The following is a 21,601-nucleotide window of genomic DNA, read 5'->3' on the forward strand; positions in this document are numbered from 1 at the left end:
AACAACTGGAGATGGGACCACTCCGTCAATGCACAGTCAACCCCGTAGAGGGGCCCAAATAGCGCGAACGCCTATCAATGCGATGAAATAGCACCACCCTTCTACAAGGCTGGAGACCTACGTGGCCCTGTTCGACCTGCCGCTTGAGCAGCTCCGTTCCTATCTCCCCGACCGTGACGAGCCCGCCGACTTCGACGAGTTCTGGACGCGCACACTGGCGGAGGCGCGCGAGTTCGACCCGGCGGCCGAGTTCACTCGCTACGACCTGCCGCTCGCCTCGGTCGACGTGTACGACGTCTCCTTCGCGGGCTGGGGAGGTCATCGGATCAATGGCTGGTTCCTGGTGCCGCGTGGCGCGGAGGGGCCGGTGCCGTGCGTGATGCACTACATCGGCTACAGCGGCGGCCGCGGTTTCCCGAAGGATCACCTGGGCTGGCCCGCCGTGGGCTACGCGGTGTTCGTGATGGAGACCCGGGGCCATGGCGGCGCCAACCCGGGCAGCCCCGGCGTCACCGGCGACCCGTACGGCGGCGACAACGCCCAGGCCCCCGGCATGATGACCCGCGGCATCCTCGACCCCGACCAGTACTACTACCGGCGGGTCTTCACCGACGCGGTCCGGGCGGTCGACGTGGCCGCCGCGCACCCGGCCGTGGACGCCTCGCGGATCGTCGCCTCGGGCGGCAGCCAGGGTGGCGGCATCGCCCAGGCGGCGGCCGCGCTGCACCCGTCGATCAAGGCGGCGCTGATCGACGTGCCGTTCCTGACGCACTTCCGCCGGGCCGTGGAGATCACCGACAAGGACCCGTACCAGGAGATCGTCCGCTTCCTGTCCACCCGGCGGGAGAGCGCCGAGCAAGTGTTCCGGACGCTGTCGTACTTCGACGGCGTGAACTTCGCCGCCCGCGGACAGGTGCCCGCGCTCTACTCGGTGGCGCTGATGGATCAGGTCTGCCCGCCCTCCACGGTCTTCGCGGCCTACAACCACTGGCGCGGGCCCAAGGAGATCAGCGTCTGGCCGTGGAACGGGCACGAGGGCGGCGGCGGCTTCCAGGGCGAGGAGCAGATCCACTACCTGCACAAGCTGCTCGCCGACGGCTGACAGACCGCTGGTCCGGTACGTCCGATACATCCGGTCATACCGGACCAGCGGTGGTCCGTTCAGGTCGGCCTGGCCGGCCGCCAGGCCGATAGGGCCCGTCTAGGCGGGCTGGTCGGTCACCAGGAAGGACACGGAGCCCTGGTCGTCCGCTCCCGCGTCCAGAGACTTGTCCTCCAGGACGGTGGCGGCCACCGGGTCGAGGTACACACGCGCACCCTCGGCCTCGACGACCTCGTCGGCCGGCTCCGGCGCGTTGGCCAGAGACAGGGTCAGCGAACTCGCGCCCTCGCCCTGCGACGAGATGCGGATGCCGCTCTGGGCAGGCTCAGGAGCAGACGCGGTCAAGTCACGAATCGCCTGAGCTGCGTTAGTTGTCAGGGTGAGCACTACGGCTCCTCCTCACGATCGACGTACATGAACTCCCCGCCCTTCCCTCATTTAGCGGGTCAAACCCTCTGGCTTGACATCTTTACCGGCATTTCTGCGGGGGATCATGTCAGATATGGAGTTCGACGAGCACCGCGAGGCCATGGTCGCCCAGCTGCTGGAGCGCGGGGAGGTGAGCGATCGGGTGGCGGAGGGCTTCCGCCTGGTCCCGCGCCATCTCTTCCTGCCGGAGTTCGACCCGGCGGCGGCCTACCGGGACGAGCCCATCGTCACCAAACGCGACGAGGAGGGCCGGCCGATCAGCTCCTCCTCGCAGCCCGCGATCATGGGCATCATGCTCGACCAGCTCGACGTCCGGCCCGGCGATCGGGTGCTGGAGATCGGCGCGGGCACCGGCTACAACGCCGCCCTGCTCGCGTACCTGGCCGGGCCGGAGGGCCGCGTGGTCAGCGTCGACATCGACGCCGACGTGGTCGCGGCGGCCCGGCGGCATCTCGACGCCGCCGGATGTCCCGAGGTGGTCGTCGCGTGCGCCGACGGCGCGGCCGGCTTCCCGGACGCGGCGCCGTACGACCGGGTGATCGCCACCGTCGGCGTGTGGGACCTGTCCCCGGCCTGGCTGGCGCAGCTGGCGCCGGGCGGCCGGCTCGTGGTGCCGCTCGACCTGCGCGGCGTGCAGGTGTCGGTGGCCATGGAGTACGCGGGCGACCACTGGTCCAGCCGGTCGGTGGAGCCGTGCGGCTTCATGCGCATGCGCGGCCCCTCCGCCGGGCCCGAGGTCATGCTCATGCTGGACGGCGAGGCCGACCTGATGCTCACGCTGCCGGAGCCGCGCGAGGTGGGCGACGTCCTGGCGATGCTGGACGGCCCCGCCGCCGAGCTGGCCGCCGGTGTGCCGCCGCTGCCGCGGATGTCGCTGATGGGCGGCGGGATCGGCCTGTGGCTGGCGATGCACGAGCCCCGCTGGTGCGCGTTGACCGGGCGGCTGCCGTGGGCCCCGGTGGCCACCCAGGGGTACGGCATGACGGTGGGCCTCACCGGCCCGGACGGCCTGGCCGTACTGGCGGCCGGGCAGGAGCTGCTCGCCCGCGGATCCAGGCCCGGCGGGGCTGGGCAGGAGCGCCTCGGCCGCGGATCCGGGCCCGGCGAGGCCGGGCAGGAACTGCTGGTCCGCGGATACGGGCCGGACGGGGCCGGGCTGGCGGCGGAGCTGGCCGCGCACGTCCAGGCGTGGGACGCGGCGGGCCGCCCGGAGGCCGGCGACCTGCGCATAGACGCCTACCCCGGCCCCGCGCCGGATGGCATGGTCGTCATCGCCAAGCGGCACACCCGCCTGGTGTTAAGCTATGACTGAATATCCGAACCAGTCATAGGGATTCACATGGCCGTGGCGTTCACGGCGGACGACCGGGCGCGCATCACCGCGTGCCTGCTCGACACCGCCGAAGAGCTCTTCGCCGCCCAAGGGTTGAAGAAGACCTCGCTCGACGAGCTGGTCGCCCCCTCGGGCATCGCGAAAGGCAGCTTCTACGCGTTCTTCGAGTCGAAGGAGGAGCTCTACAAGGAGGTCATGGTCCGCCGGGCGCCGCTGATGGGCAAGCTGCTCCTCGCCGCGCTCGACCAGCCGCCCAGTGTGGCGGCGCTGGCCGGCCTCATGCGGGGCATGGTCGAGGCGCTCACCACTGACCCGTTCTACCGGCGGCTGCTCACCCGCCCCGACGAGCTGGCGGCGGTGGCCCGCAGGGTCGGCCCCGAGGAGCTCGCCCGAGTCACCCCGCACCTGGTGACGCCGCTGATCGACTACCTCGCCCAGGGGCAGAGCGACGGCGTCATCGTCGCGGACGTCCCGCCGGAGGTGCTGATGGGCGTGCTGCGCACCGCGGGCCTGCTGGTGGTCAACCGCGACAGGTACGGACCCGACTTCGAGCAGGTGCTCGACGCCACCATCGACACGCTGGCAAGGGGGCTCATCGTATGAGCGTGCTGAAGAGATACGCACGGGCCGTGGGGATGACCGACGAGGCGTGGAAGCGGCACGCCAACCCGTGGAGCGTCTGGACCAGGTTCGCCGCGATCCCGCTGATGATGCTGGCCATCTGGAGCCGGACGTGGATCGGCTGGTGGTCGCTGGTGCCCGTGGCGCTGGTCGTCGTCTGGCTGATCGTCAACCCGCACGCCTTCCCGGCGGTCGAGCGTCCGTCGAGCTGGGCGGCCAAGGGCATCTATGGCGAGAAGATGTGGCTGCGGGACCGGTCGCTGGTGTCCGGCGACCACCGCAAGGTGCAGCGCCTGCTCATCGGCGTGGGCTCGGCCGGGTTCGCACTGCTGGCCTGGGGGCTGGTCGCGCTGGAGGTGTGGCCCGCCGTCTTCGGCGCGACGCTGATCGTGCTCGGCCAGCTCTGGCGCATCGACCGCCTCGGCCAGCTGTACGAGCAGCACCGGGCCGCTTAGAGACCGGTTGCACGGGCAGCCGCTCAGGCAGTAGGTAGCTCCATCGGCGCGCCCAGGGTGCGGGAGACCTCGTGGGCGGTGCCCGCGACCAGTGGTCCCAGCTCCTGCGCGTCGTCGACCGACAGCTCGTGGGTCAGCGTCGAGATGCTCACCCCGGCCACCACGTGCCCGGTGTGGTCGAACACGGCCGCGCCGACGCAGCGGATGCCCGCCTCGTTCTCCTCGTCGTCGATCGCGAAGCCGCACTCCCGCACCCGCGCCAGGTGGCGGCGGAGCGCGGCCAGGGTGGTGATCGTGGCGGGCGTGCGCCTGGTCAGCCCGGTGCGGGTGGTGATGCCCGCCACCTCGTCGTCGGACATGGCCGCGAGCATCGCCTTGCCGATCGCGCTGGTGTGCAGCCACAGCGACATGCCGACACGCGAGGGCATCTGGTAGGGCTTGCGCCCCTCCAGCTTGGCGGCGTAGACGGCCTCGTCGCCGTTGAGCACGGCCAGGTGCACGGTGTAGCCGGTCTGGTCGTGCAGGCGCTGCAGCACCGGCGACGCCTGGCGTACCGGATCGAAGCGGGCCAGCATCCGGCCGGCCAGCGTGAGGATCTTGGGGCCCGGCAGGTAGCCGCCGGTGCCGTCGGGCCGGGCGAAGCCGTGCTCGGCCAGCGACTGCAGGATGCGGTGGGTCGTCGACTTGGGCAGGCCCGTCGCCGTCGCGATCTTGGTCACGCTCTCGTGCTCGGCGAGGGCCTCCAGCACCCAGAGCGCCTTGTCGATGGCGGTGCTCGGCCGGTTGTCCACCCGATCAAGCATACTCAGCGGGCCAGCCAGCCGCCGTCCACGACCAGTATGTGGCCCGTGACGTAGTCGGAGGCGCGCGAGGCGAGGAAGACGGCCGCGCCCGCCAGGTCCGCGGGCTCGCCCCAGCGCCCGGCCGGGATCCGCGACCTGATCTCCTGCTCGCGCCGCGCGTCCTCCCGCAGGGCCGTGGTGTTGTCGGTGGCGATGTAGCCGGGGGCGATGGCGTTGACCTGCGCGCCGCGCGGCGCCCACTCGTTGGACAGCGCCTTGGTCAGCCCGGCCACCGCGTGCTTGGCCGCCGCGTAGGACGCCACGTTGATGCCGCCCTGGAACGACAGCAGCGACGCGATCGAGATCACCTTCGTGGCGCCGTGCTCCAGCAGCGCCTGGCTGAGCACGTACACGGCGTCGAGGTTGACGGCCAGCACCCGGCGCCAGTCGTCCAGGCTGGTCGAGCCCCGGCTGATCGTGCCCGCGTTGTTGACCAGGATGTCCACCTCGCGCCGGGCCAGGACCGGCTCCAGCGCGGGCCTGATCGCGGCCGGGTCGCTCAGATCGAGGACGAGCTTGCGCACGTCGCTCCCAAGCGGCTTCACCTGGCGCTCGGTCTCGTCGAGGTCGTCGCGGTGGCCGTGCAGGATCAGGTCGGCCCCGGCCCGCGCGAGGCCGACCGCGATCGCCCGGCCGATCCCCGACCGCGCCCCGGTGACCAATGCCGTCCGGCCGGTCAAAGAGAACGGCTCCATCCGTCACCGCATCTCGGTGATCGCGACCTGGTCCATGTCGTCGAACGCCTGGTTCTCCCCGGCCATCGCCCACACGAACGCGTAGCTGCGGGTGCCGAACCCGCAGTGCACCGACCAGCTCGGCGAGATCACCGCCTGCTCGTTGGCCACGATCAGGTTGCGGGTCTCGTCGGGGCGGCCCATCAGGTGCACGACGCGCTCGTCGCGCGGCAGGTCGAAGTACAGGTAGACCTCGGTACGGCGGTCGTGGGTGTGGCACGGCATGGTGTTCCACATGCTGCCCGGCTCCAGCACCGTCACGCCCATGACGAGCTGGCAGCTGCGGATGCCGTCGAGGTGGATGTACTTGTAGATGGTCCGGTCGTTCGAGCCGCCGGCGCTGCCCAGCCGTACCGGATCCACGTCCTTCAGCCGCGCGTGCGTGGTCGGGAACGTCTCGTGCGCGGGGGCGGAGACCAGGTAGAACGTGCCGCGCTCGAACGTCACCTCGCGCGCGCCCCTGCCGACGTACAGGCAGTCCTTGGGGTCCAGCTCGTACGGCACGCCGTCGACCTCCACGGTGCCCGTCTCCCCGATGTTGATCACGCCCAGCTCGCGGCGCTCCAGGAAGTGCTCCGAGCGCAGCGGGTCGAACGCCGTCAGCCGCGCCTTCCCGCTCGGCCGCACCCCGGCGACGACCATCCGGTCCTGATGCGTGTAGACACCGTCCACCTCCGGCCCGAACAGGCCCTCGACGAGGTAGCGGGCGCGGAGCTCCGCGGTGCCGAAGTGGTGGATCTGATCGGGTGCGGTGGCATGCCGTATTTCCATCTCTTCCCTCCGGTTGATCCGCGTCCTACGATCCTAGACACGGAACACTGTTCTATCCAATGGAACGCCTAACCCTCGGAGGCGCGCGGTGTACCAGCAGAACTTCAACCCCACCGGCTCCTTATGGCTGTCCGCCCTCCTTGCCGCCCTGCCCCTGCTCGCGGTGCTGGTGCTGCTGGGCGTCTTCAAGTGGAAAGCCCACTGGGCGGGCATCTCCGGCCTGGTCGTCGGCTTCCTGATCGCGGTCCTGCCGTTCGCGTACGGCATGCCGATCGGCCAGGCACTCGACTCCGCCGTGTACGGCGCGGCCAGGGCGGTGCTCCTGATCCTGTGGATCACCTTCAACGCCATCTGGATCTACAAGATGACCGAGCGCAGCGGCCACTTCGCCGTACTGCGCCGGGCCTTCCAGGGCATCAGCGACGACAAGCGGATCACCGCGATCGTCATCGCGTTCTCCTTCGGCGCGCTCATCGAGGCCCTGGCCGGCGGCGGCTCGCCGATCGCCATCTGCGCGGTCATGCTCATCGCGCTCGGCTTCGAGCCGATGCGCGCCGCGGTCATCGCGCTCATCGCCAACACCGCGCCCGTCGCCTTCGGCGGCATGGGCAACCCGATCACGATCCTGGGCAGCGTCACCGAACTGCCGCCCGAGCCGTTCGGCGTGATGGCGGGCCGCCAGACCGCGTTCATCGCGCTGCTCGTGCCGTTCATCCTGGTCTTCGTCGCCGACGGGCGGCGCGGCCTGCGCCAGGCGTGGCCCGCCGCGCTCGTCGCCGGGGTCAGCTTCGGCGCCACGCAGATCCTGATGTCGCAGGTCAACTATCTGCTCACGGACATCGCGGCGGCCCTGGTCTCGGCGATCGTGCTGGTCGCTTTCGGCAAGATCTGGAAGCCGGCCGAGACGGTCGGGTTCACGCCGAGCCCCACGCCGATCGCGGGCGGGTCCGTGGACGACCCCGCGTTCGTCCGCGTCCACGGCCGCCCCGGCGGCGACACCACCGGCGACAAGCTCACGGCCTTCGCCCCGTACGCGATCATCATCGCGCTGTTCTCCATCGCGCAGATCCCCGCGATCAAGACCTTCCTCGCCGGCTTCACCGTCAAGCCCACTTGGCCCGGGCTCGACCTGGTGAACCCGGCGGGCAAGGCGGTGCCCGTGGTCTACGAACTGCCTTGGGCGGCGCACCCCGGGACGCTGCTGTTCGTCTCCGGGCTGCTCACGCTCCTGGTGCTGCGGATCAGTCCGGCCTCGGCGCTGGCGACCTACGGGGCGACGATCCGGCAGTTCGGCTGGGCCATCGTCACCATCCTGTCGGTCTTCGCCCTGGCCTTCGTGATGCAGTTCTCGGGGCAGATCCAGACGCTCGGCCTGTTCCTGGCGGGCGCGGGCGCGTTCTTCGCGTTCCTGTCACCGGTCGTCGGCTGGTTCGGCGTCGCGATCACCGGTACGGACGCCGGCGCCAACGCCCTGTTCGCCAAGCTCCAGACCACCGCGGCGGGCCAGCTGAACATCCCGCCGGAGCTGTTCGGCGCGGCCAACAGCTCGGGCGGGGTGATGGGCAAGATGATCTCGCCGCAGAACCTGGCCATCGGCACGGCCGCGGTCGGCCTGGTGGGGGAGGAGGGCAACCTGTTCCGCCGGGTGATCGGCTGGAGCGCGGTGTTGCTGCTCATCCTGTGCGTGCTGGTGTTCCTGCAGTCGACGCCGGTGCTGGGGTGGCTGGTGCCCTGATGCCGGGCGGCCGATCCGCCCGGCCTGCCTGGCCTGGCCCGGTTCGACCGGTCAGGTACGTCCGACCGGGCCGTCCGGCTGCCCGGCCGGTTCGGCTGGTGCGTCCGGTTGCCCGGCGGGCTCGCCGGGGCCGCTCGTCCGTCTGGACAGCAGCCAGATCACCAGGCCGAGCACGACCAGCGCGGCGAGTCCGGCCCAGAGCCAGCCGGGGATGCCGCCCCCGCCCTGCGCCGCAGCGGCAGGTCGGGTGGTCTGCGCCGAGGCGGCGGGTGCGGTCGTGGCAGCCGCCGCCGCGGGCGCGGTCGTGCCGGACGAGGTCCCCTTCACGGTGAAGGGGATCTCGCCCTCGATCGGGTGGCCGTCGGACGAGACCACCCGCCAGGCGATGACGTACGAGCCGCCCGCCAGCGGGCCGGGCACGGCGGTCCGCACCTTGGGCCCGTCGGCCTGCGGCTCGCCGAGCTTGATCAGCTGGCCGGCGGCGGTGCGCAGCACCACCAGCGGGAAGCGGACGCGAGAGGAGTACTCCAGCTCGATCGTCTCGACGCTGGACACGGTGGCGCCCTTGGCGGGCGAACTGCTCTTGAGACTGTCGTGGGCGAGCGCGGCGGGCGCGGTAGCGGCCAGGAACAGCCCGCACCCGATCACCGCCACAAGGGTTCTGCGAAGAAGAAAGGACAAGGTGAACTCCATGACGAGGGAAGCTTTGTTGGCGATGCGGTGTCTCCCCTCGTGGGAGGTCCTCTCCGTGGCTCCGCGGTCGCGATCCGGCCCGTGACCGACGGCCTGAGCGGCGCCCGCCGAGCCGGCGCCGGCCGTGGCGGAGCCGGGTCGATCGCGGGAATCGCGCGGAACGGCCGCGGCAGGGCGAGCCGGGGCCGCCCCGACAGGCGCAGCATGAGCCAGAACGCGCTCTCACCCCGATGCAGCCACCAGCCCGTCAGCACGGCGATCGTCAGGTGGACCAGCGCCATGCCCACGGCGAAATGCACGTGCCCGGTGCCGGGCGCGGTCAGCTCGAACAGCTTGTGCAGCGATACCTGCGCCCCCACCGTGGCGCCCAGCACCACCGCGGGGCCACGCTCGCGCCCGCTCAGAACGTACGCCAGCACGAGCGCGCCCAGCCCGCCCACCACCATGACGCCGGGCGCGACCGCCGCGCCGCCCGCGAAGGCATGCCCGGCCGCCGACACGGCGGCACACACCACCGCGAAGACGATGGCTCGGGCGAGGCGCATACGCCCATCCTTTCAGCGTTCGGACACGCACAACCTACTTGTCAGACATATGTACGGCCTGAGGGACTGTATTTACTGTTAAGGCATGTGCGATCTGAGTCAGCAGGAAAGTCGGGACCTCGGCGACACCCTGAGCAAGATCAACAGCCTGGCGGGGCAGGTGGAGGCACACCGATCGAGCATCGAGCAGACCGCGTACATGGACCACGAGAACCTCGCCGCCCTCCTGTCCGACCTGGAGCGGCAGGTGGGCTCCGCCCGGGCCTGGGTGGTGGCCAAGCCTCAGGAGCACGCCGGGCACTGACGTCCGCGCGAATCGCCCGCAGGGCGCCGTCAGCCACCAGGCACGTGAGCCGAGCCCACCGCCATGCCTCAGGGCGTGCCGGTGGGCGGAATGCGGATGATGCGGTCGTCCTGGGCCACCGGGGAGCCGCGCCCGTCGCGGTTGCTCGTCGTCACCCACAGCCAGCCGTCCGGCCCCACCGCGACCGCGCGCAGCCGCCCGTAGGCTCCCCGCAGCTCGGCGACCGGGGTCCCGGCCCCGCCGCTACTCGTCAGGGGGACGGTCCACAGCCGGGTCCCGCCCAAGGCGGCGGCGAACAGCGTGCCGTTGGCGTACGCGAGCCCGCTCGGCGACGCCTCGGCCGTCGACCACGTGACGATCGGGTCGCGGAAGGACGGGTTGCCGCAGACGCCTTCGCAGGTGGGCCAGCCGTAGTTGCCGCCGGCGACGATCCGGTTGACCTCGTCCCGGGTGTTCTGACCGAACTCGGAGGCGTACATCCTGCCCTGCGCGTCCCAGGCCAGGCCCTGCACGTTGCGGTGGCCGTAGCTGTAAACCCGGGAGCCGGCGAAGGGATTGTCCGGCGGGACGCCGCCGCTCGGCGTCATGCGCAGGATCTTGCCCGCCGGGGTGTTCAGGTTCTGTGCGTTGGCGGTGTTGCCGGCGTCCCCGGTGGACACGTACAGCTGGCCGTCGGGGCCGAAGGCGATGCGGCCACCGTTGTGGTTGGCGGCCCGCGGCACGCCGGAGAAGAGGACGTTCTGGGTCTGCGGCGCGCTCAGCCGGAACCGGACCAGCCGGTTGTCGTTGCTCGTGGAGAAGTAGGCGTAGACCCACTGGTCCTGGGCGTACGTCGGCGACACGGCGATGCCGAGCAGCCCGCCCTCGCCGGAGGCGGCCACCCCGTTGACGGTGGCCACACGAACCGGGGTCTGACCGGGGCGTACCTGGAGAATCCTGGCGGTGCCGCGCTCGGAGACCAGCGCGCTGCCGTCGGGCAGGAAGGCCAGCCCCCACGGCACCTGCAGGCCGGTGGTGGACACCTGCGCCCGGGAGTAGTCGAATCCGCCGATCGCCTGCGCGGCGGTGGGGCTCGTGACCACGAGCCCCACGGCGGCTAAGAGAATCATGATCAGGGACGGGGTCGTTCGCACGCGCATGGCGGGCTCCTTGACTGATCTGTCGAGATCATTGTCAATGGCACCCTATGCAGTTTTCGACGCGTCAACAATGATCTGATCCGTCACCTGCCGCGGCGCGGGCCCGCAAGCTGCGCGTTCGGCCGCCGCCGACGATGTAATTTTCAGGGTCCGCGGGCGGTCTTCAACGCGCATGCGTAGCCGGATGGCAGGCGGGTGTCGCTGGATGGGCGACTGGCCTGGAAACCGAAGGAGGTGCTCGCGCCGGGCGCGAGCGTCCCGTTGTGCGTGGCGTTGCCTGCCGTGGCGGCCTGGCCGCTCACCGTCAGGGAGGCGTTCCACGACCCGGTGATCTGATGGCCGGACGGCAGGGTGAAGGTGACGCCCCAGCCGTTCGCGGTGCTCGTGCCGGTGTTGGTCACCGCCACCTGCATGACGTAGCCGGTGCTCCACTGGCTCTGCGCCGTCGCGGTGACCGTGCAGCCGCCCGTCCCGCCGTCGGCGCGCGTGGTCACGGTGACCGTCCCCGAGCGCGGCGAGCGGTTGCCGGCGGCGTCCTTGGCGTAGACGGCGAAGGTGTGGGACGTGCTCGCGGCCAGGCCGGTGACGGTGGCCGTCGCGGTCGCGGCCGTGGCCACCGTCGTCTCGCCCGTCGGTTGCACGCGGACCACGTCGTAGCCGGTCACACCCACGTTGTCGGACGAGGCGGACCACGACAGGCTCGTGGACGAGGAGGTGATCTCGGACGCGATCGGTGTGCCGGGCGCGGTGGGCGGGCTGGTGTCGTCCTGCGGCTGCCCGTACGTCAGGCCGAAGCCGTACGGAAACAGCGGCGTCTTGCCGTCGCCCGCGTTGATCGGCTGCTGGGAGGCGCTGCTCATCCAGGTCACGGGCAGCTTGCCGGTGGGCTGCACCGTGCCGAACAGCACGTCGGCCACACCCTGGCCCTCGGTGCCCGGCAGCCAGGCGGCCACCAGGGCGTTCCAGCCGGGTAGCTGGGCCGCGATGTCGAGCGGGCGCCCCGAGACCAGCACGACCACGACGGGCACCCCGGCCGCGCGCAGGGTGGCGATGGTGTTCAGGTCGGTGGTGTCCAGGCCCAGGCCGCCTGGGCGGTCGCCCTGGCCCTCGGCGTACGGCGTTTCGCCGACCACGGCGATCGCCACGCGATAGGAGCCGTCGATGCCGCTGCCGTCGCGGCCGTAGGTGACGGTTGTGGCCGAGCCGGCGCTGTTCCTGATGCCCTGAAGGATGGTGGTGCCGGGGGTGATGGCGCCGGACGAGCCCTGCCAGGAGATCGTCCAGCCGCCGCTCTGGTTGCCGATGTCGTCCGCGCTCTTGCCCGCCACGAAGATCTTGCCACCCCGGGCGAGCGGCAGGATGTTCCCGCCGTTCTTCAGCACGACCTGCGACTTGGCCACCGCCTCGCGGGCCAGGGCGCGGTGCGCCGAGCTGCCGACGGTCGCGGTGTAGGACCGGTCGGTCAGCGGTTTCTCGAACAGGCCGAGCTCGAACTTCTTCGTCAGGACGCGCCGGACCGCGTCGTCGACCCGGGCCGTGGTCACCCGGCCCGCCTGCACCTCGGCCCGCAGCAGGTCGATGAACCGCCGCCAGGCCGTGGGAACCATCACCATGTCGATGCCGGCGTTCACGGCCGTGCGCACGTCGAGCGCGGAGGTGCCGGCGGCGCCGTCGATCTGGTCGATGCCGTCCCAGTCGGAGACCACGAAGCCGGAGAAGCCCAGCTCACCCTTGAGCAGGGTGGTGATCAGGTACTGGTGCCCGTGCAGCTTGGCGGCGTTCCAACTGCTGAACGAGATCATCACCGAGCCCACCCCGCGCTCCACCGCGGCCTTGAACGGCGGCAGGTGGATCGCCCGCAGGTCGCTCTCGGGCAGCTGGGTGTCGCCCTGGTCCACGCCGCCCGTGGTGCCGCCGTCGCCGAGGTAGTGCTTGGCCGTGGCCAGTACGGAGGCCGGGCCGTTCAGCACGGCGCCCTGCAGGCCGGTCACGATCGTGGTCATCGACGAGGCCAGCTCGGGCGTCTCGCCGAAGGACTCGTACGTGCGGCCCCATCGGTCGTTGCGTGCCACGCACAGGCAGGGCGCGAAATTCCAGTCCACGCCGGTGCCGGAGACCTCCTCGGCCACGGCCCGGCCGACCCGCTGCGCCAGCGCGGGGTCCCGGGTCGCGCCGAGCCCGATGTTGTGCGGGAAGATCGTGGCGCCGACGACGTTGTTGTGGCCGTGCACGGCGTCGACGCCGTACAGGATGGGGATGCCCAGCGGCGTGCCCAGGGCCGCGTTCTGGAAATTGTCGTACATGTCCGCCCAGGACGCGGCCGTGTTCGGGGACGGCCCGGAGCCGCCGCCCGACAGCACCGAACCGAGCCGGTACGTCGTGACGTCGGCGGCGCTGACCGAGCCGCGCTCGGCCTGCGTCATCTGCCCGAGCTTCTCGTCCAGCGACATCCGGCCCATCAGGTCGGCCACCCGGGTCGGCACGGGCAGGCTCGGATCCTGGTACGGGTACGCGGCCGACGCGAAAACGGCCGGCCCGGGCCCCCCGGGAACGCTCAGCACGGCGGCGACCAGTAACGTCACGGCCGCCCGCGTCGTCCATTTCAGGCTCGCGTTTCTCATGGCCCTGGCCCGCCGTTCTTGGTCAGTGCGTCGAGGTGAAGGTTGGGAGCGCTCCCAACCTCGACTCTAGGTCACCGCTCCGCCATTCCCCTGCCCGCCCACAACCCCACCCTGGCCCGCCTGCGACACCAGCGGAAACAGCCGAGATCGGGTGAAACTTTCACTTGTCGCTTGGCCCCCGACGCGCTCAACCAGCGGGAGCGGCTGTGCGTCGCTCCGGTATCGAGCGAGCCGTGCCACATCCTGCACGCGGGCCGGAACGGTTTCTGTCGGTCGCGCGTGGGAGGCTCGCGAGGACGCGGAAGGAGGGGCTTCATGGAGGCGCGGGAGATCACGGACAGCCCGGTTGTGGTCGCCGTCGAGCGAACGGAGGGCGCCGGATGATGGCCGACCGCAGACAGGGCCGTCCCGCGCTCCCGACCCGCACGGCGGTCCGATCGGCCGACTGGGACGGCCGCGACCTGGCGCAGGAGACCTACCATCAGGTCCTGTTCGTCGATGTGGACATGACGGAGCTGACGAACAGCGGCTGCGTCTTCGAGGAGTGCACGTTCAGCGGCGTCCGTTTCAACGTGTCCGAGCACGAGGACGCCATGTTCCTCAACTGCACGTTCTCGCGCTGCTCGTTCTTCGACGCGAGGTTCAAGGCGTGCAAGATGACGGGCAGCATGTTCGACGGCTGCTCCTACGGGCTGCTGAAGGTCGAGGGTGGCGACTGGTCGTTCACCGGTCTGCCCGGCGCCGACCTGCGGGGCAGCGCCTTTCACGGAGTACGCCTACGCGAGGCCGACCTGACGGGCGCCCGGCTGGAGAAGGCCGAGGTGTTGCGCTGCGACCTTTCGGGGGCGTGGCTCAACGGCGCCGACCTCACGGGCTGCGATCTGCGCGGCAGCGACCTGTCCGACCTGGACCCGTCGACCGTCACGCTGAAGAAGGCGATCATCGACTCCTTCCAGGCGACCGTGGTGGCCACCGCACTGGGCTTCGACGTCCGCGCGTAGGAGGGTCGCCTTGATGATGATCACATCGTCCCCATGGTCGCGTGCGGCGTGCCGAACGCCCGAAGAGGTCGAGGAGCGAACGGGAGTCCGCTGACTGCGGGGGCGGACGTCACCCCCGGGGGATCGAGGAGCGTGCCGGCGTCCGCGAAGCCACCGGCATCGGCAGCCTTCGTCAGCCGGTGACCGCGCGGAGGGCTCCCGGTTGGCGGCCGGTGAGGCGGTCGAGGGCGGTCGAGGTGGCCTCGTCGGCCGGCAGGTAGACGATCAGGCGCTGGCCCTCGATGTCCGGGAGGTCGAGCGTCTCGTACGACAGCCGCAGCTCGCCCGCCAGGGGATGCACCAGCCGTTGCGTCCCCGCGCGCTGGGGCAGGCCGGCCGGTTTCGACAGGCGGGTGGCGAACGGGGCGCCCGCGAGGACGGTCAGCTCCTCCGACAGGTGACGGACATGCGGATCGGCGCGGGACGACTCGATCTTGAGGCTGGCCACCTGCTCGTCCGCGACCCGCTCCCAGTCGGGGTAGGCCGCCCGCGCCCGGACATCGGTGAACACGAACCGGACGAGGCTGGGCGGCTCCCCGTCGAGCAGGCCGATGGGGGCGGCGAGACGTTCATAACCGGTGGTGTGGGCGAGTATCTCGCCCAGCCGGTTGACGAGAATGGCGGGCGCCGGCTCAAGCCGGTCGAGCAGGGCTCGTACGGTGGGCCGGACGACGCGGGCCGGCGGGATGGCGGACGGGCAGAGGGAGTCGCCGTCGACGACCTTGGACAGGCGGCGCAGGTGGAGGCGTTCGGCCGAGCCGAGGCGCAGGGCGTCGGCGAGGGCGCCGAGCACCTGGCTCGAAGGGTGGCGGTCGCGGCCCTGCTCCAGGCGCGCGAGGTATTCGACGCTGATCCCGGCCAGGGTGGCCAGCTCCGAGCGGCGCAGGCCGGGCGTGCGCCGGCGGGCGCCGCTGGGCAGCCCGGCCTCGGCAGGCGTGATGGCCTCGCGTCGGGCACGCAGGAAGGCGCCCAGCTCGTTCGTACTCACGCCACGGACACTACCGGCCCGGCTCCGGCGGATCGTGGCCCTGTCAGTGCCCGCCTTCCAGGGAGGTGGACGGCGCGTACATGACAAAGACGCAGATTCTCAAGCCCGCGGTGCTGATCGGCAGGGCCGATTCGGCCGCGCGGTGGGTCACCGAGTAGGGCTCGCCGCTGAGAGCCGGGCGCGCCGGCGACCACCGGCACTTCGGACTTGACGGGTTGGTGAGTGCTCACTCACGATAGGCGATGAGCTGAGGAGGATCCACCATGAAGCTGACGATCTTCGGAGCTACCGGAGGCACCGGCGTCGAGCTGCTTCGTCAGGCGCTCGCCGCCGGGCACGAGGTGACCGCGGTGGTCCGCGATCCCCGGCGGCTGCCCGCCGACCTGCCGTCCGGTCTCGACATCCGCCAGGCCGACCTGATGGACCCCGACGCCATCGCGCCCACCGTGAAGGACCGCGATGCCGTACTGTCCGCGATGGGCTCCCGCGGTCGGGCGCCCACGACGGTGTGCGCCGACAGTATCAGCGCCATCGCCGCGGCGATGGCGCTCGGCCGCGCGCGGCGCCTGCTCATGACCAGCGCCGGCGGCCTCGTGACCGACGCGGGCGACGGAGTGATCGTCCGGTACGTGGTCAAGCCGCTCATCGTGCAGCGGCTCTTCAAACACTCCTATGCCGACCTGCGCGAAGCCGAACGGCGGCTGCGGGCGACGAACCTTGACTGGACCATCGTCCGGCCGAGCCGCCTGACCGACGCCGGACTGACGGGCCGTTACCGCACAGCGTGGGACACCAATCTCCGGGGCGGCCTCAGTACGACCCGCGCCGACCTGGCGCACTGCCTGCTCGCGCTGGCCGCTGATCCCGCGTCGGTGCGCCACGCCGTCTCGGTGGCCTCCTAATTCTTGACGCCGCATACTCTTGATGCCATCAAGAGTTGTTGATAGAAAGAGTAGAGGTGATCGTTCCGATGGCAGAAAGATGAGGCGTGGAGACTTCCGAGGACCGGTTCTTCCGCGAGTTGGGCGGCGCCTGCGCCGAGATGCGCCAGGCGTTCGCGCGGCATGTGGGGATGAGTTCGTCCAGGCTTCAGTTGCTGATGCGGCTGTGGAGGAACGGGGAGACCAGCCACAGCGATCTGCGTCAGGCCCTGTCTCTCGACGGGGCGAGCGTCACCCGGCTGATCAAAGAGTTCGAGGCCGAGGGGATGGTCGGCCGCCGCATCGATCCGGCGGACAACCGTTACACGCTGGCCAGCCTGACACCCGTCGGCGAACGAGCCGCCGCCGACCTCGAGCGGTCTCATCAGGCCTACCAGGTGCGGCTGCTCGACGGCATCCCCGCGCATGAACGGGAGATCGTCCTGAGCGCCCTGGAGCGCTTGCGCGCCACCATGGCCGGGATCGACCCGGCTGCCGGGCCGAAAGCCCGCCCTGAGACAGGAACGAGCAGATGACCGACGACGTAAGGGCCGTTGGGCGGCGCATGTACGAGGCGTTCAACACCCAGGACTTCGGGGCCGCCGAGGGGATCTTCTCGGCGGATTTCGTCAGCCACCCGTTGGGCACCACGGGCGTGGAAAGCGTCACCCGAGCGTGGACGCGGTTCCACGAGAGGTTCCCCGACGTCCGGGTGGTCGTCGAGGACATGCTCGTCGACGGGGACAAGGTCGCCGTCCGCACCACCCTGCGCGGGATCCCGGCCGACGCCGTCGAGCAGCGTCCGCCGACGATGCTGGAGATCTTCCGAGTGCGGGACGGGCGCATCGCCGAGTTGTGGGGCGTGTCCACACTGAGGTGACCGCCCGGTGGGGAGAGCTGTACTGACCGCGTGACGCGGCCTTCCTTCAGCCGCCGTCGGGCGTCTTGGCGGCCTTGCGGCGCCGGAAGCCGAAGCGGGCCAGGGCGATGAACGCGACCTTCAGGACGACCAGCGCCACGACGACGTTGGCGGCCATGCCGGTCCACGCCGAGTTCGCCACGACGGTGCCGGCCAGCCCGACATGCAGGCCGATGATCACGACCACGGCCGCCGCGAGCAGGATCGCCTGGAGGTTGGAGCGCAGCCGGCCTCGCCGGCGCGTGGGTGTCAACGTCTCCGGAGCGTCGGAGGTCTCGGACTGATGCCAGGTCACGGTCAGCGGATCGCGTTGGCTGAAGCGCTCGAAGTCCCGGCTGACGACGTCCCGGATCTGACGTAGGCCGTCTTCATCGGCGGCCTCGATGAGCAGTGTAAGGGCGCCGGCCTCGGCGGTGAGCGTGCACCGGCCCCACGGGACGAAGGTGACCGTCCCGTCGGTGTCGGACCATTCAGCGGTGACCTGCAACTCGCGGCGGGCCATCATGCCGCGCAGGTGCATGCGCGGCGTGTGACCGCCGCCGCGGCCCATGGCGGCGGCGTGCTTGCAGAACTGGACGAGGTACCGGCTCGCACGCTCGGTCTCGATCTGGGCTGTCAGGGTCGGCATCGCATTCCTTCTGGTCGCCGGGGTGGCGTTCTGCCGACATCAGATTTATCGATACATACTGTCTCTGTCAACGTCACTATGTTTCGGTCATCAACGGCATGTACGATCGAGGCCGTGCCCAAGTTGTGGAACGAGACGATCGACAAGCATCGCGCCGCGGTGCGGGACGCGGCCCTGGACGCCATGGCCACGCTGGTGGCGGAGCACGGCCTGGTCGCGTTGACGATGTCGCAGATCGCCGAGCGGGCCGGCATCGGCCGGGCGACGCTGTACAAGTACTTCCCCGACGCCCACGCCGTCCTCACCGCCTGGCACGAACGTCAGATCACCACGCACCTCGACCAACTCGCCGCCGCCGCCGAGCCCGCTGACCCGGCACTTGCACGCCTGCAAGCTGTCCTGGAGACCTACGCGCGGATCCAGCACCACTCGGCGGCGGCCCACCACGGCGGCGAACTCGCCACGCTGCTGCACCGCGACGAGCACGTCGACCGCGCGCGGCGACGACTACGCGACTTCGTTCAGGGTCTGCTCGCCGAGGCCGCCAGGGCGGGTGAGGTGCGCGACGACGTACCGGCTGATGAACTGGCCGACTACTGCCTGCACGCCCTCACGGCGGCCGGCGCCGCCCCCGGCCACGACGCGATCCACCGCCTGGTCGCCGTCACCCTGGCCGGACTACGTCCATGACCGCTCCGAAAAACTGGTGCCGCACCCGCTCGCACAACTCCTGGGGTGCGGCTTCGTCGAGCGAGGTGGCGGGCGTCGGCGTCGGTGCGCTGGACGCTATGGTCCAATATGTGCGCACAATGAAGCGGGGTATGACGCCGCAGTTCACGACACCGATCGAGGACCCGCTGATGATGCGGCGACTCGCCGCCCGCACGTTCGCCTCGCACGATCCCACCGACACCAAGAACGTCTACATCGGCGAGCTACCGTCGCCCGCGTCCATCATGCGCTTCTGATGGGGGGCGTGACCGTAGAGGCCGGCGCGCCTCCGGCCCGGGCGCTCAACTCCACGTTGATCGTGGTGTGCCAGAGCATGCAGGGTCTCGCCTTCGGGGCTATCGCCCTGTTCCTCCCGCTCATCCGGCACGACCTCGGCATCAGCCCCTCGCAGGCGGGGCTGCTGGCCGCCTCCGGCACATTCACGTACGCGCTCATGCAGATCCCGTCCGGGTATCTCTCGGACAGGTTCGACACCAAACGCCTGTTCGTGGTGGGCCTGCTCGGCGTCAACGTGCTCTCGCTCACCTTCTCCCTGCTCGACTCCTATGGCTGGTTGCTGGCGAACCAGGCGGTCTCCGGAGTCTTCCGGGCGCTGGTGTTCGCACCTGGCCTCATGCTGATCAGCCGCCAGTTCCGCGAGGATCGCCGGGCCACGGCCATGGGCCTCTACGTGGCGGGCGGATTCTCCTCCAACATCCTGCTCAACGCGCTCGGCCCGGTGCTGGTCGGTCCATTGGGCTGGCGCTGGCTGATGGTGCTCTTCGCGGCCACCGGCATGCTGGTTGTGCTGGCCTTCGCCAAGCTGGGCGACTCGGCCCCGCCCAAGGCCGATGCCAGGCCGCCGACCTGGGCGGACGCCCGCGAGCTCCTGTCTCACCGTGCCGTGTGGCTGAGTGGCTTCATCCAGTTCGTCCGCCTCGCGGTGGTCACCGGGATGGCGTTCTGGTTACCCAGCCTCATCGTCGAGGAAAAGGGCTACTCCCTGGGCATGGCCGGCGTCGTCGTGGCCATCGGAGCGGCGGTCACGGCCCCGTCCAACTTCCTCGGCGGCTGGGTGTCCGACCGCCTCGGCCGGCCCCTGGCCGTCGTCGGAACCTCCCTGGCCATGCTGGCCGTCACGATCTTCCTGATCCCCTTCGTCGACACTCTCCCCGCGCTGATCGCGGTGATCGCGGTGAACTCGATCTTCCTTCAGCTCTACTTCGGGCCGCTGTTCGCCGTGCCGCTGCAGTACGTCGGCACCGCCAACACGGGCCTGGTCACAGGCTTCAGCAACTTCTGCGCCAACCTCGGGGGAGTGGTCTTCTCCTTCGGGCTGGGCGCGTTCAAGGATGCGACCGGCTCCTTCGACGGCGGCCTGTGGACGCTGGCCGGTCTGTGCGCCGCCGCCCTGTTGGTCACGTGGCTGATCTCCCGCCTCCCTACGGAAAGGACATCTCGCTGAGCACCGCATTCAGCCCGGCGGCAGAGATGGACACCCGCCGCCTCCGCCATGTCCTCGACCCGGACGTCGTCGAGGCCGCGCTCCAGCGCGAGCTGGAGCGCGGCCTCGACAGAGCAGTAGCCCGGTCATGCCTCCGGTCTACAGGTCGCACTCCGCGAGAATCATCGTCCACGAGGCGGCGGGCAACCGCGCCGTCAGCCGGTCACCGTCAGCCTGTACGGTCAGCGGCCGCGGAAGGGCCTCCACCCGGTGCGGGTCGTCCCCGGCGGCGATCACCGAGGCCGACACCGGCCTGACCGCCGCCGGGAGCCGGACGGTGAGGTCGAGGTCCTGGTCGGGCGACCGGTTGACGGCGAACAGCGCCACCTGGGACCCGTCGACGGTGGCCACCGCCGACAGCGCGGGCGCCTCGCCGTACCGTTCGGTCTCCAGGAGCGGTCCGGACGGCTCCACCCGCAGCACGGTGCCGCGCGCGTGCCGGGCCGTCAGCGCGAACGGGTGGAAGATCGTCTGACGCCAGGCCGGGCCGCCGGGCTCGGTCCTGATCGGCGCGATGATGTTGGCGAGCTGCGCCTGGCAGGCGATGCTCACCCGGTCGGCGTGCCGCAGCAGCGTGATCAGGAAGTCGCCCACCACCACGGCGTCGGCGGCGGTGAAGGTGTCCTCGATCAGCTCCGGCGCCTCCTGGAACGGCGAGCGCTCGCGCCCGGTGAACCGGCTCTGGTTCCAGACGTTCCACTCGTCGAAGGACAGGTTGATCTTCTTCGTGCGCCGGAGTTTCGCCCCAATGTGGTCGGCCGTGGCCACGATGGCCGAGATGTAGCGATCCATGTCCACGGCGCTGCAGAGGAAGCCGGGCAGGTCGCCGTTCTCCTCGTAGTAGTTGTGCAGCGACAGGTAGTCGACCGCGTCGTAGGCGTGTTCGAGCACGGTGGCCTCCCACGCGCCGAACGTCGGCATCCCGCTGTTGGAGCTGCCGCACAGCACCAGCTCAAGGTCGGGGTCGACGAGCCGCATGGCCTTGGCGGTCTCGTTGGCGAGCCGTCCGTACTCGTGCGCGGTCTTGTGGCCGATCTGCCAGGGTCCGTCCATCTCGTTGCCGAGACACCAGAGCTTGATCCCGTACGGGTCGGTCACTCCGTGTTTGACGCGCAGGTCCGACCACTGCGTACCCGAGGGGTGGTTGGTGTATTCGAGCAGGTCACAGGCCTCCTGGATACCCCGGGTGCCGAGGTTGACGGCCATCATCGGCTCCACCCCGGCGGCCCGGGTCCAGGTCATGAACTCGTTGAGCCCGAACGCGTTCGTCTCGATCTGCCGCCAGGCCAGGTCCAGCCGGGAGGGCCGGTCGGGGCCGACGCCGTCCTCCCAGCGGTAGCCGGAGACGAAGTTGCCTCCCGGGTAGCGGACCACGCTCACGCCCATCTCGCGGGTCAGCTCCAGCACGTCGGTGCGGAAGCCGTTGTCGTCCGCCGCCGGGTGCCCCGGCTCGAAAATGCCGGTGTAGACGCACCGGCCCATGTGCTCGACGAACGAGCCGAACAGGCGCCGGTTGACGGGGGCGATGCGGAAAGAGGGGTCAAGGGTCAGGTGTGCTTGCGGCACA

The 21,601-nt window shown here is 70.5% G+C and carries 24 protein-coding genes; 13 read left to right on the forward strand and 11 right to left on the reverse strand.

Annotation, left to right across the window (positions count from 1 at the left end):
* Positions 1-121 precede the first annotated feature (121 nt).
* Positions 122-1,102: an acetylxylan esterase gene (locus AB0B91_RS36190; RefSeq protein ID WP_358329447.1), complete on the forward strand. Its 981-nt coding sequence runs from the start codon at positions 122-124 to the stop codon at positions 1,100-1,102.
* A gap of 99 nt (positions 1,103-1,201) precedes the next feature.
* On the opposite strand, the gene AB0B91_RS36195 is transcribed toward AB0B91_RS36190, so the two are convergent.
* Positions 1,202-1,447: a Fe-S cluster assembly protein HesB gene (locus AB0B91_RS36195; RefSeq protein WP_358329450.1), complete on the reverse strand. Its 246-nt coding sequence runs from the start codon at positions 1,445-1,447 to the stop codon at positions 1,202-1,204.
* A gap of 157 nt (positions 1,448-1,604) precedes the next feature.
* On the opposite strand from AB0B91_RS36195, the gene fxlM reads away from it, so the two are divergent.
* From fxlM to AB0B91_RS36210, 3 genes are read left to right on the forward strand one after another with little or no spacing between them, the layout of a single operon-like run.
* On the forward strand, positions 1,605-2,843 hold the full coding sequence (fxlM, locus tag AB0B91_RS36200) for a methyltransferase, FxLD system (RefSeq protein ID WP_358329453.1): 1,239 nt from the start codon (positions 1,605-1,607) through the stop codon (positions 2,841-2,843).
* A 27-nt stretch (positions 2,844-2,870) separates the two neighbouring features.
* Positions 2,871-3,467 carry a TetR/AcrR family transcriptional regulator gene (locus AB0B91_RS36205; protein WP_358329456.1) on the forward strand — a complete coding sequence of 199 codons (597 nt, stop codon included), beginning with the start codon at positions 2,871-2,873 and terminating at the stop codon, positions 3,465-3,467.
* A 2-nt stretch (positions 3,468-3,469) separates the two neighbouring features.
* The gene (locus tag AB0B91_RS36210) at positions 3,470-3,940 is read left to right on the forward strand and encodes a DUF6653 family protein (protein ID WP_358329459.1); all 471 of its coding nucleotides are present in this window, start codon (positions 3,470-3,472) and stop codon (positions 3,938-3,940) included.
* A gap of 23 nt (positions 3,941-3,963) precedes the next feature.
* Here the strand turns inward: AB0B91_RS36210 and AB0B91_RS36215 are convergent, their stop codons facing one another.
* The 3 genes from AB0B91_RS36215 to kduI are packed head-to-tail and all read right to left on the reverse strand — an operon-like array spanning position 3,964 to position 6,287.
* Entirely contained in the window at positions 3,964-4,731 is a 768-nt protein-coding gene (locus tag AB0B91_RS36215; protein ID WP_358329462.1) for an IclR family transcriptional regulator, read from the reverse strand.
* A gap of 14 nt (positions 4,732-4,745) precedes the next feature.
* Positions 4,746-5,477 (reverse strand): SDR family oxidoreductase, encoded by a 732-nt coding sequence (locus tag AB0B91_RS36220; RefSeq protein WP_358329465.1) that lies wholly within the window; start codon positions 5,475-5,477, stop codon positions 4,746-4,748.
* A gap of 3 nt (positions 5,478-5,480) precedes the next feature.
* Positions 5,481-6,287, reverse strand: a complete 807-nt coding sequence (gene kduI / locus AB0B91_RS36225) for a 5-dehydro-4-deoxy-D-glucuronate isomerase (RefSeq protein WP_358329468.1) — start codon at positions 6,285-6,287, stop codon at positions 5,481-5,483.
* An 88-nt stretch (positions 6,288-6,375) separates the two neighbouring features.
* Between kduI and AB0B91_RS36230 the strand changes: the two genes are divergently transcribed.
* Positions 6,376-8,022: an L-lactate permease gene (locus AB0B91_RS36230; RefSeq protein WP_358329471.1), complete on the forward strand. Its 1,647-nt coding sequence runs from the start codon at positions 6,376-6,378 to the stop codon at positions 8,020-8,022.
* A gap of 51 nt (positions 8,023-8,073) precedes the next feature.
* On the opposite strand, the gene AB0B91_RS36235 is transcribed toward AB0B91_RS36230, so the two are convergent.
* Both AB0B91_RS36235 and AB0B91_RS36240 read right to left on the reverse strand, forming a co-directional pair.
* Positions 8,074-8,703: a copper resistance CopC family protein gene (locus AB0B91_RS36235; RefSeq protein ID WP_358329474.1), complete on the reverse strand. Its 630-nt coding sequence runs from the start codon at positions 8,701-8,703 to the stop codon at positions 8,074-8,076.
* Positions 8,667-9,260 (reverse strand): MFS transporter, encoded by a 594-nt coding sequence (locus tag AB0B91_RS36240; protein WP_358329477.1) that lies wholly within the window; start codon positions 9,258-9,260, stop codon positions 8,667-8,669. The genes AB0B91_RS36235 and AB0B91_RS36240 overlap by 37 nt, the downstream gene beginning before the upstream one ends.
* An 85-nt stretch (positions 9,261-9,345) precedes the next feature.
* Between AB0B91_RS36240 and AB0B91_RS36245 the strand changes: the two genes are divergently transcribed.
* Complete coding sequence (locus AB0B91_RS36245; protein ID WP_358329480.1) at positions 9,346-9,564, forward strand: hypothetical protein; 219 nt, start codon at positions 9,346-9,348, stop codon at positions 9,562-9,564.
* Between the two features lie 68 nt (positions 9,565-9,632).
* Here AB0B91_RS36245 and AB0B91_RS36250 read toward each other — a convergent pair whose 3' ends face one another.
* Both AB0B91_RS36250 and AB0B91_RS36255 read right to left on the reverse strand, forming a co-directional pair.
* The gene (locus AB0B91_RS36250) at positions 9,633-10,703 is read right to left on the reverse strand and encodes a PQQ-dependent sugar dehydrogenase (protein ID WP_358329483.1); all 1,071 of its coding nucleotides are present in this window, start codon (positions 10,701-10,703) and stop codon (positions 9,633-9,635) included.
* 143 nt (positions 10,704-10,846) lie between these two features.
* Entirely contained in the window at positions 10,847-13,324 is a 2,478-nt protein-coding gene (locus tag AB0B91_RS36255) for a glycoside hydrolase family 3 N-terminal domain-containing protein (protein ID WP_358329486.1), read from the reverse strand.
* 380 nt (positions 13,325-13,704) lie between these two features.
* Here AB0B91_RS36255 and AB0B91_RS36260 point away from each other — a divergent pair, with 380 nt between their 5' ends.
* Positions 13,705-14,325: a pentapeptide repeat-containing protein gene (locus AB0B91_RS36260; RefSeq protein WP_358329488.1), complete on the forward strand. Its 621-nt coding sequence runs from the start codon at positions 13,705-13,707 to the stop codon at positions 14,323-14,325.
* A 172-nt stretch (positions 14,326-14,497) separates the two neighbouring features.
* On the opposite strand, the gene AB0B91_RS36265 is transcribed toward AB0B91_RS36260, so the two are convergent.
* A complete protein-coding gene (locus AB0B91_RS36265; protein ID WP_358329491.1) occupies positions 14,498-15,352 on the reverse strand; it encodes a helix-turn-helix transcriptional regulator in 855 nt (284 codons plus the stop codon).
* Positions 15,353-15,615: 263 nt separating this feature from the next.
* On the opposite strand from AB0B91_RS36265, the gene AB0B91_RS36270 reads away from it, so the two are divergent.
* The 3 genes from AB0B91_RS36270 (at position 15,616) to AB0B91_RS36280 (ending at position 17,152) form a co-directional block, all read left to right on the forward strand.
* A complete protein-coding gene (locus AB0B91_RS36270) occupies positions 15,616-16,254 on the forward strand; it encodes an NAD(P)H-binding protein (RefSeq protein ID WP_358329494.1) in 639 nt (212 codons plus the stop codon).
* 86 nt (positions 16,255-16,340) lie between these two features.
* Positions 16,341-16,808 (forward strand): MarR family winged helix-turn-helix transcriptional regulator, encoded by a 468-nt coding sequence (locus tag AB0B91_RS36275; protein WP_358329497.1) that lies wholly within the window; start codon positions 16,341-16,343, stop codon positions 16,806-16,808.
* Positions 16,805-17,152 (forward strand): nuclear transport factor 2 family protein, encoded by a 348-nt coding sequence (locus tag AB0B91_RS36280; protein WP_358329500.1) that lies wholly within the window; start codon positions 16,805-16,807, stop codon positions 17,150-17,152. The genes AB0B91_RS36275 and AB0B91_RS36280 overlap by 4 nt, the downstream gene beginning before the upstream one ends.
* 46 nt (positions 17,153-17,198) lie before the next feature.
* Here the strand turns inward: AB0B91_RS36280 and AB0B91_RS36285 are convergent, their stop codons facing one another.
* Positions 17,199-17,819: a DUF2218 domain-containing protein gene (locus AB0B91_RS36285; protein WP_358329503.1), complete on the reverse strand. Its 621-nt coding sequence runs from the start codon at positions 17,817-17,819 to the stop codon at positions 17,199-17,201.
* A 114-nt stretch (positions 17,820-17,933) separates the two neighbouring features.
* Here AB0B91_RS36285 and AB0B91_RS36290 point away from each other — a divergent pair, with 114 nt between their 5' ends.
* From AB0B91_RS36290 to AB0B91_RS36300, 3 genes are all read left to right on the forward strand, one after another.
* On the forward strand, positions 17,934-18,509 hold the full coding sequence (locus AB0B91_RS36290; RefSeq protein WP_358329506.1) for a TetR/AcrR family transcriptional regulator: 576 nt from the start codon (positions 17,934-17,936) through the stop codon (positions 18,507-18,509).
* Between the two features lie 131 nt (positions 18,510-18,640).
* The gene (locus AB0B91_RS36295) at positions 18,641-18,787 is read left to right on the forward strand and encodes a hypothetical protein (RefSeq protein WP_358329509.1); all 147 of its coding nucleotides are present in this window, start codon (positions 18,641-18,643) and stop codon (positions 18,785-18,787) included.
* 8 nt (positions 18,788-18,795) lie between these two features.
* On the forward strand, positions 18,796-19,995 hold the full coding sequence (locus AB0B91_RS36300; protein ID WP_358329512.1) for an MFS transporter: 1,200 nt from the start codon (positions 18,796-18,798) through the stop codon (positions 19,993-19,995).
* 138 nt (positions 19,996-20,133) lie between these two features.
* On the opposite strand, the gene AB0B91_RS36305 is transcribed toward AB0B91_RS36300, so the two are convergent.
* Entirely contained in the window at positions 20,134-21,600 is a 1,467-nt protein-coding gene (locus tag AB0B91_RS36305) for an alpha-N-arabinofuranosidase (protein ID WP_358329516.1), read from the reverse strand.
* Position 21,601 lies beyond the last annotated feature (1 nt).

This window comes from Nonomuraea sp. NPDC049141, assembly GCF_040648415.1.
Taxonomy (GTDB): domain Bacteria; phylum Actinomycetota; class Actinomycetes; order Streptosporangiales; family Streptosporangiaceae; genus Nonomuraea.

Bases quoted from the DNA above. Each gene is read 5' to 3' on its own strand.
- kduI (WP_358329468.1), bottom strand. From the start codon at position 6,287: ATGGAAATACGGCATGCCACCGCACCCGATCAGATCCACCACTTCGGC.
- fxlM (WP_358329453.1), top strand. From the start codon at position 1,605: ATGGAGTTCGACGAGCACCGCGAGGCCATGGTCGCCCAGCTGCTGGAG.
- AB0B91_RS36245 (WP_358329480.1), top strand. From the start codon at position 9,346: ATGTGCGATCTGAGTCAGCAGGAAAGTCGGGACCTCGGCGACACCCTG.
- AB0B91_RS36280 (WP_358329500.1), top strand. From the start codon at position 16,805: ATGACCGACGACGTAAGGGCCGTTGGGCGGCGCATGTACGAGGCGTTC.
- AB0B91_RS36295 (WP_358329509.1), top strand. From the start codon at position 18,641: ATGACGCCGCAGTTCACGACACCGATCGAGGACCCGCTGATGATGCGG.
- AB0B91_RS36250 (WP_358329483.1), bottom strand. From the start codon at position 10,703: ATGCGCGTGCGAACGACCCCGTCCCTGATCATGATTCTCTTAGCCGCC.
- AB0B91_RS36205 (WP_358329456.1), top strand. From the start codon at position 2,871: ATGGCCGTGGCGTTCACGGCGGACGACCGGGCGCGCATCACCGCGTGC.
- AB0B91_RS36240 (WP_358329477.1), bottom strand. From the start codon at position 9,260: ATGCGCCTCGCCCGAGCCATCGTCTTCGCGGTGGTGTGTGCCGCCGTG.
- AB0B91_RS36220 (WP_358329465.1), bottom strand. From the start codon at position 5,477: ATGGAGCCGTTCTCTTTGACCGGCCGGACGGCATTGGTCACCGGGGCG.
- AB0B91_RS36255 (WP_358329486.1), bottom strand. From the start codon at position 13,324: ATGAGAAACGCGAGCCTGAAATGGACGACGCGGGCGGCCGTGACGTTA.
- AB0B91_RS36285 (WP_358329503.1), bottom strand. From the start codon at position 17,819: ATGCCGACCCTGACAGCCCAGATCGAGACCGAGCGTGCGAGCCGGTAC.
- AB0B91_RS36270 (WP_358329494.1), top strand. From the start codon at position 15,616: ATGAAGCTGACGATCTTCGGAGCTACCGGAGGCACCGGCGTCGAGCTG.
- AB0B91_RS36260 (WP_358329488.1), top strand. From the start codon at position 13,705: ATGATGGCCGACCGCAGACAGGGCCGTCCCGCGCTCCCGACCCGCACG.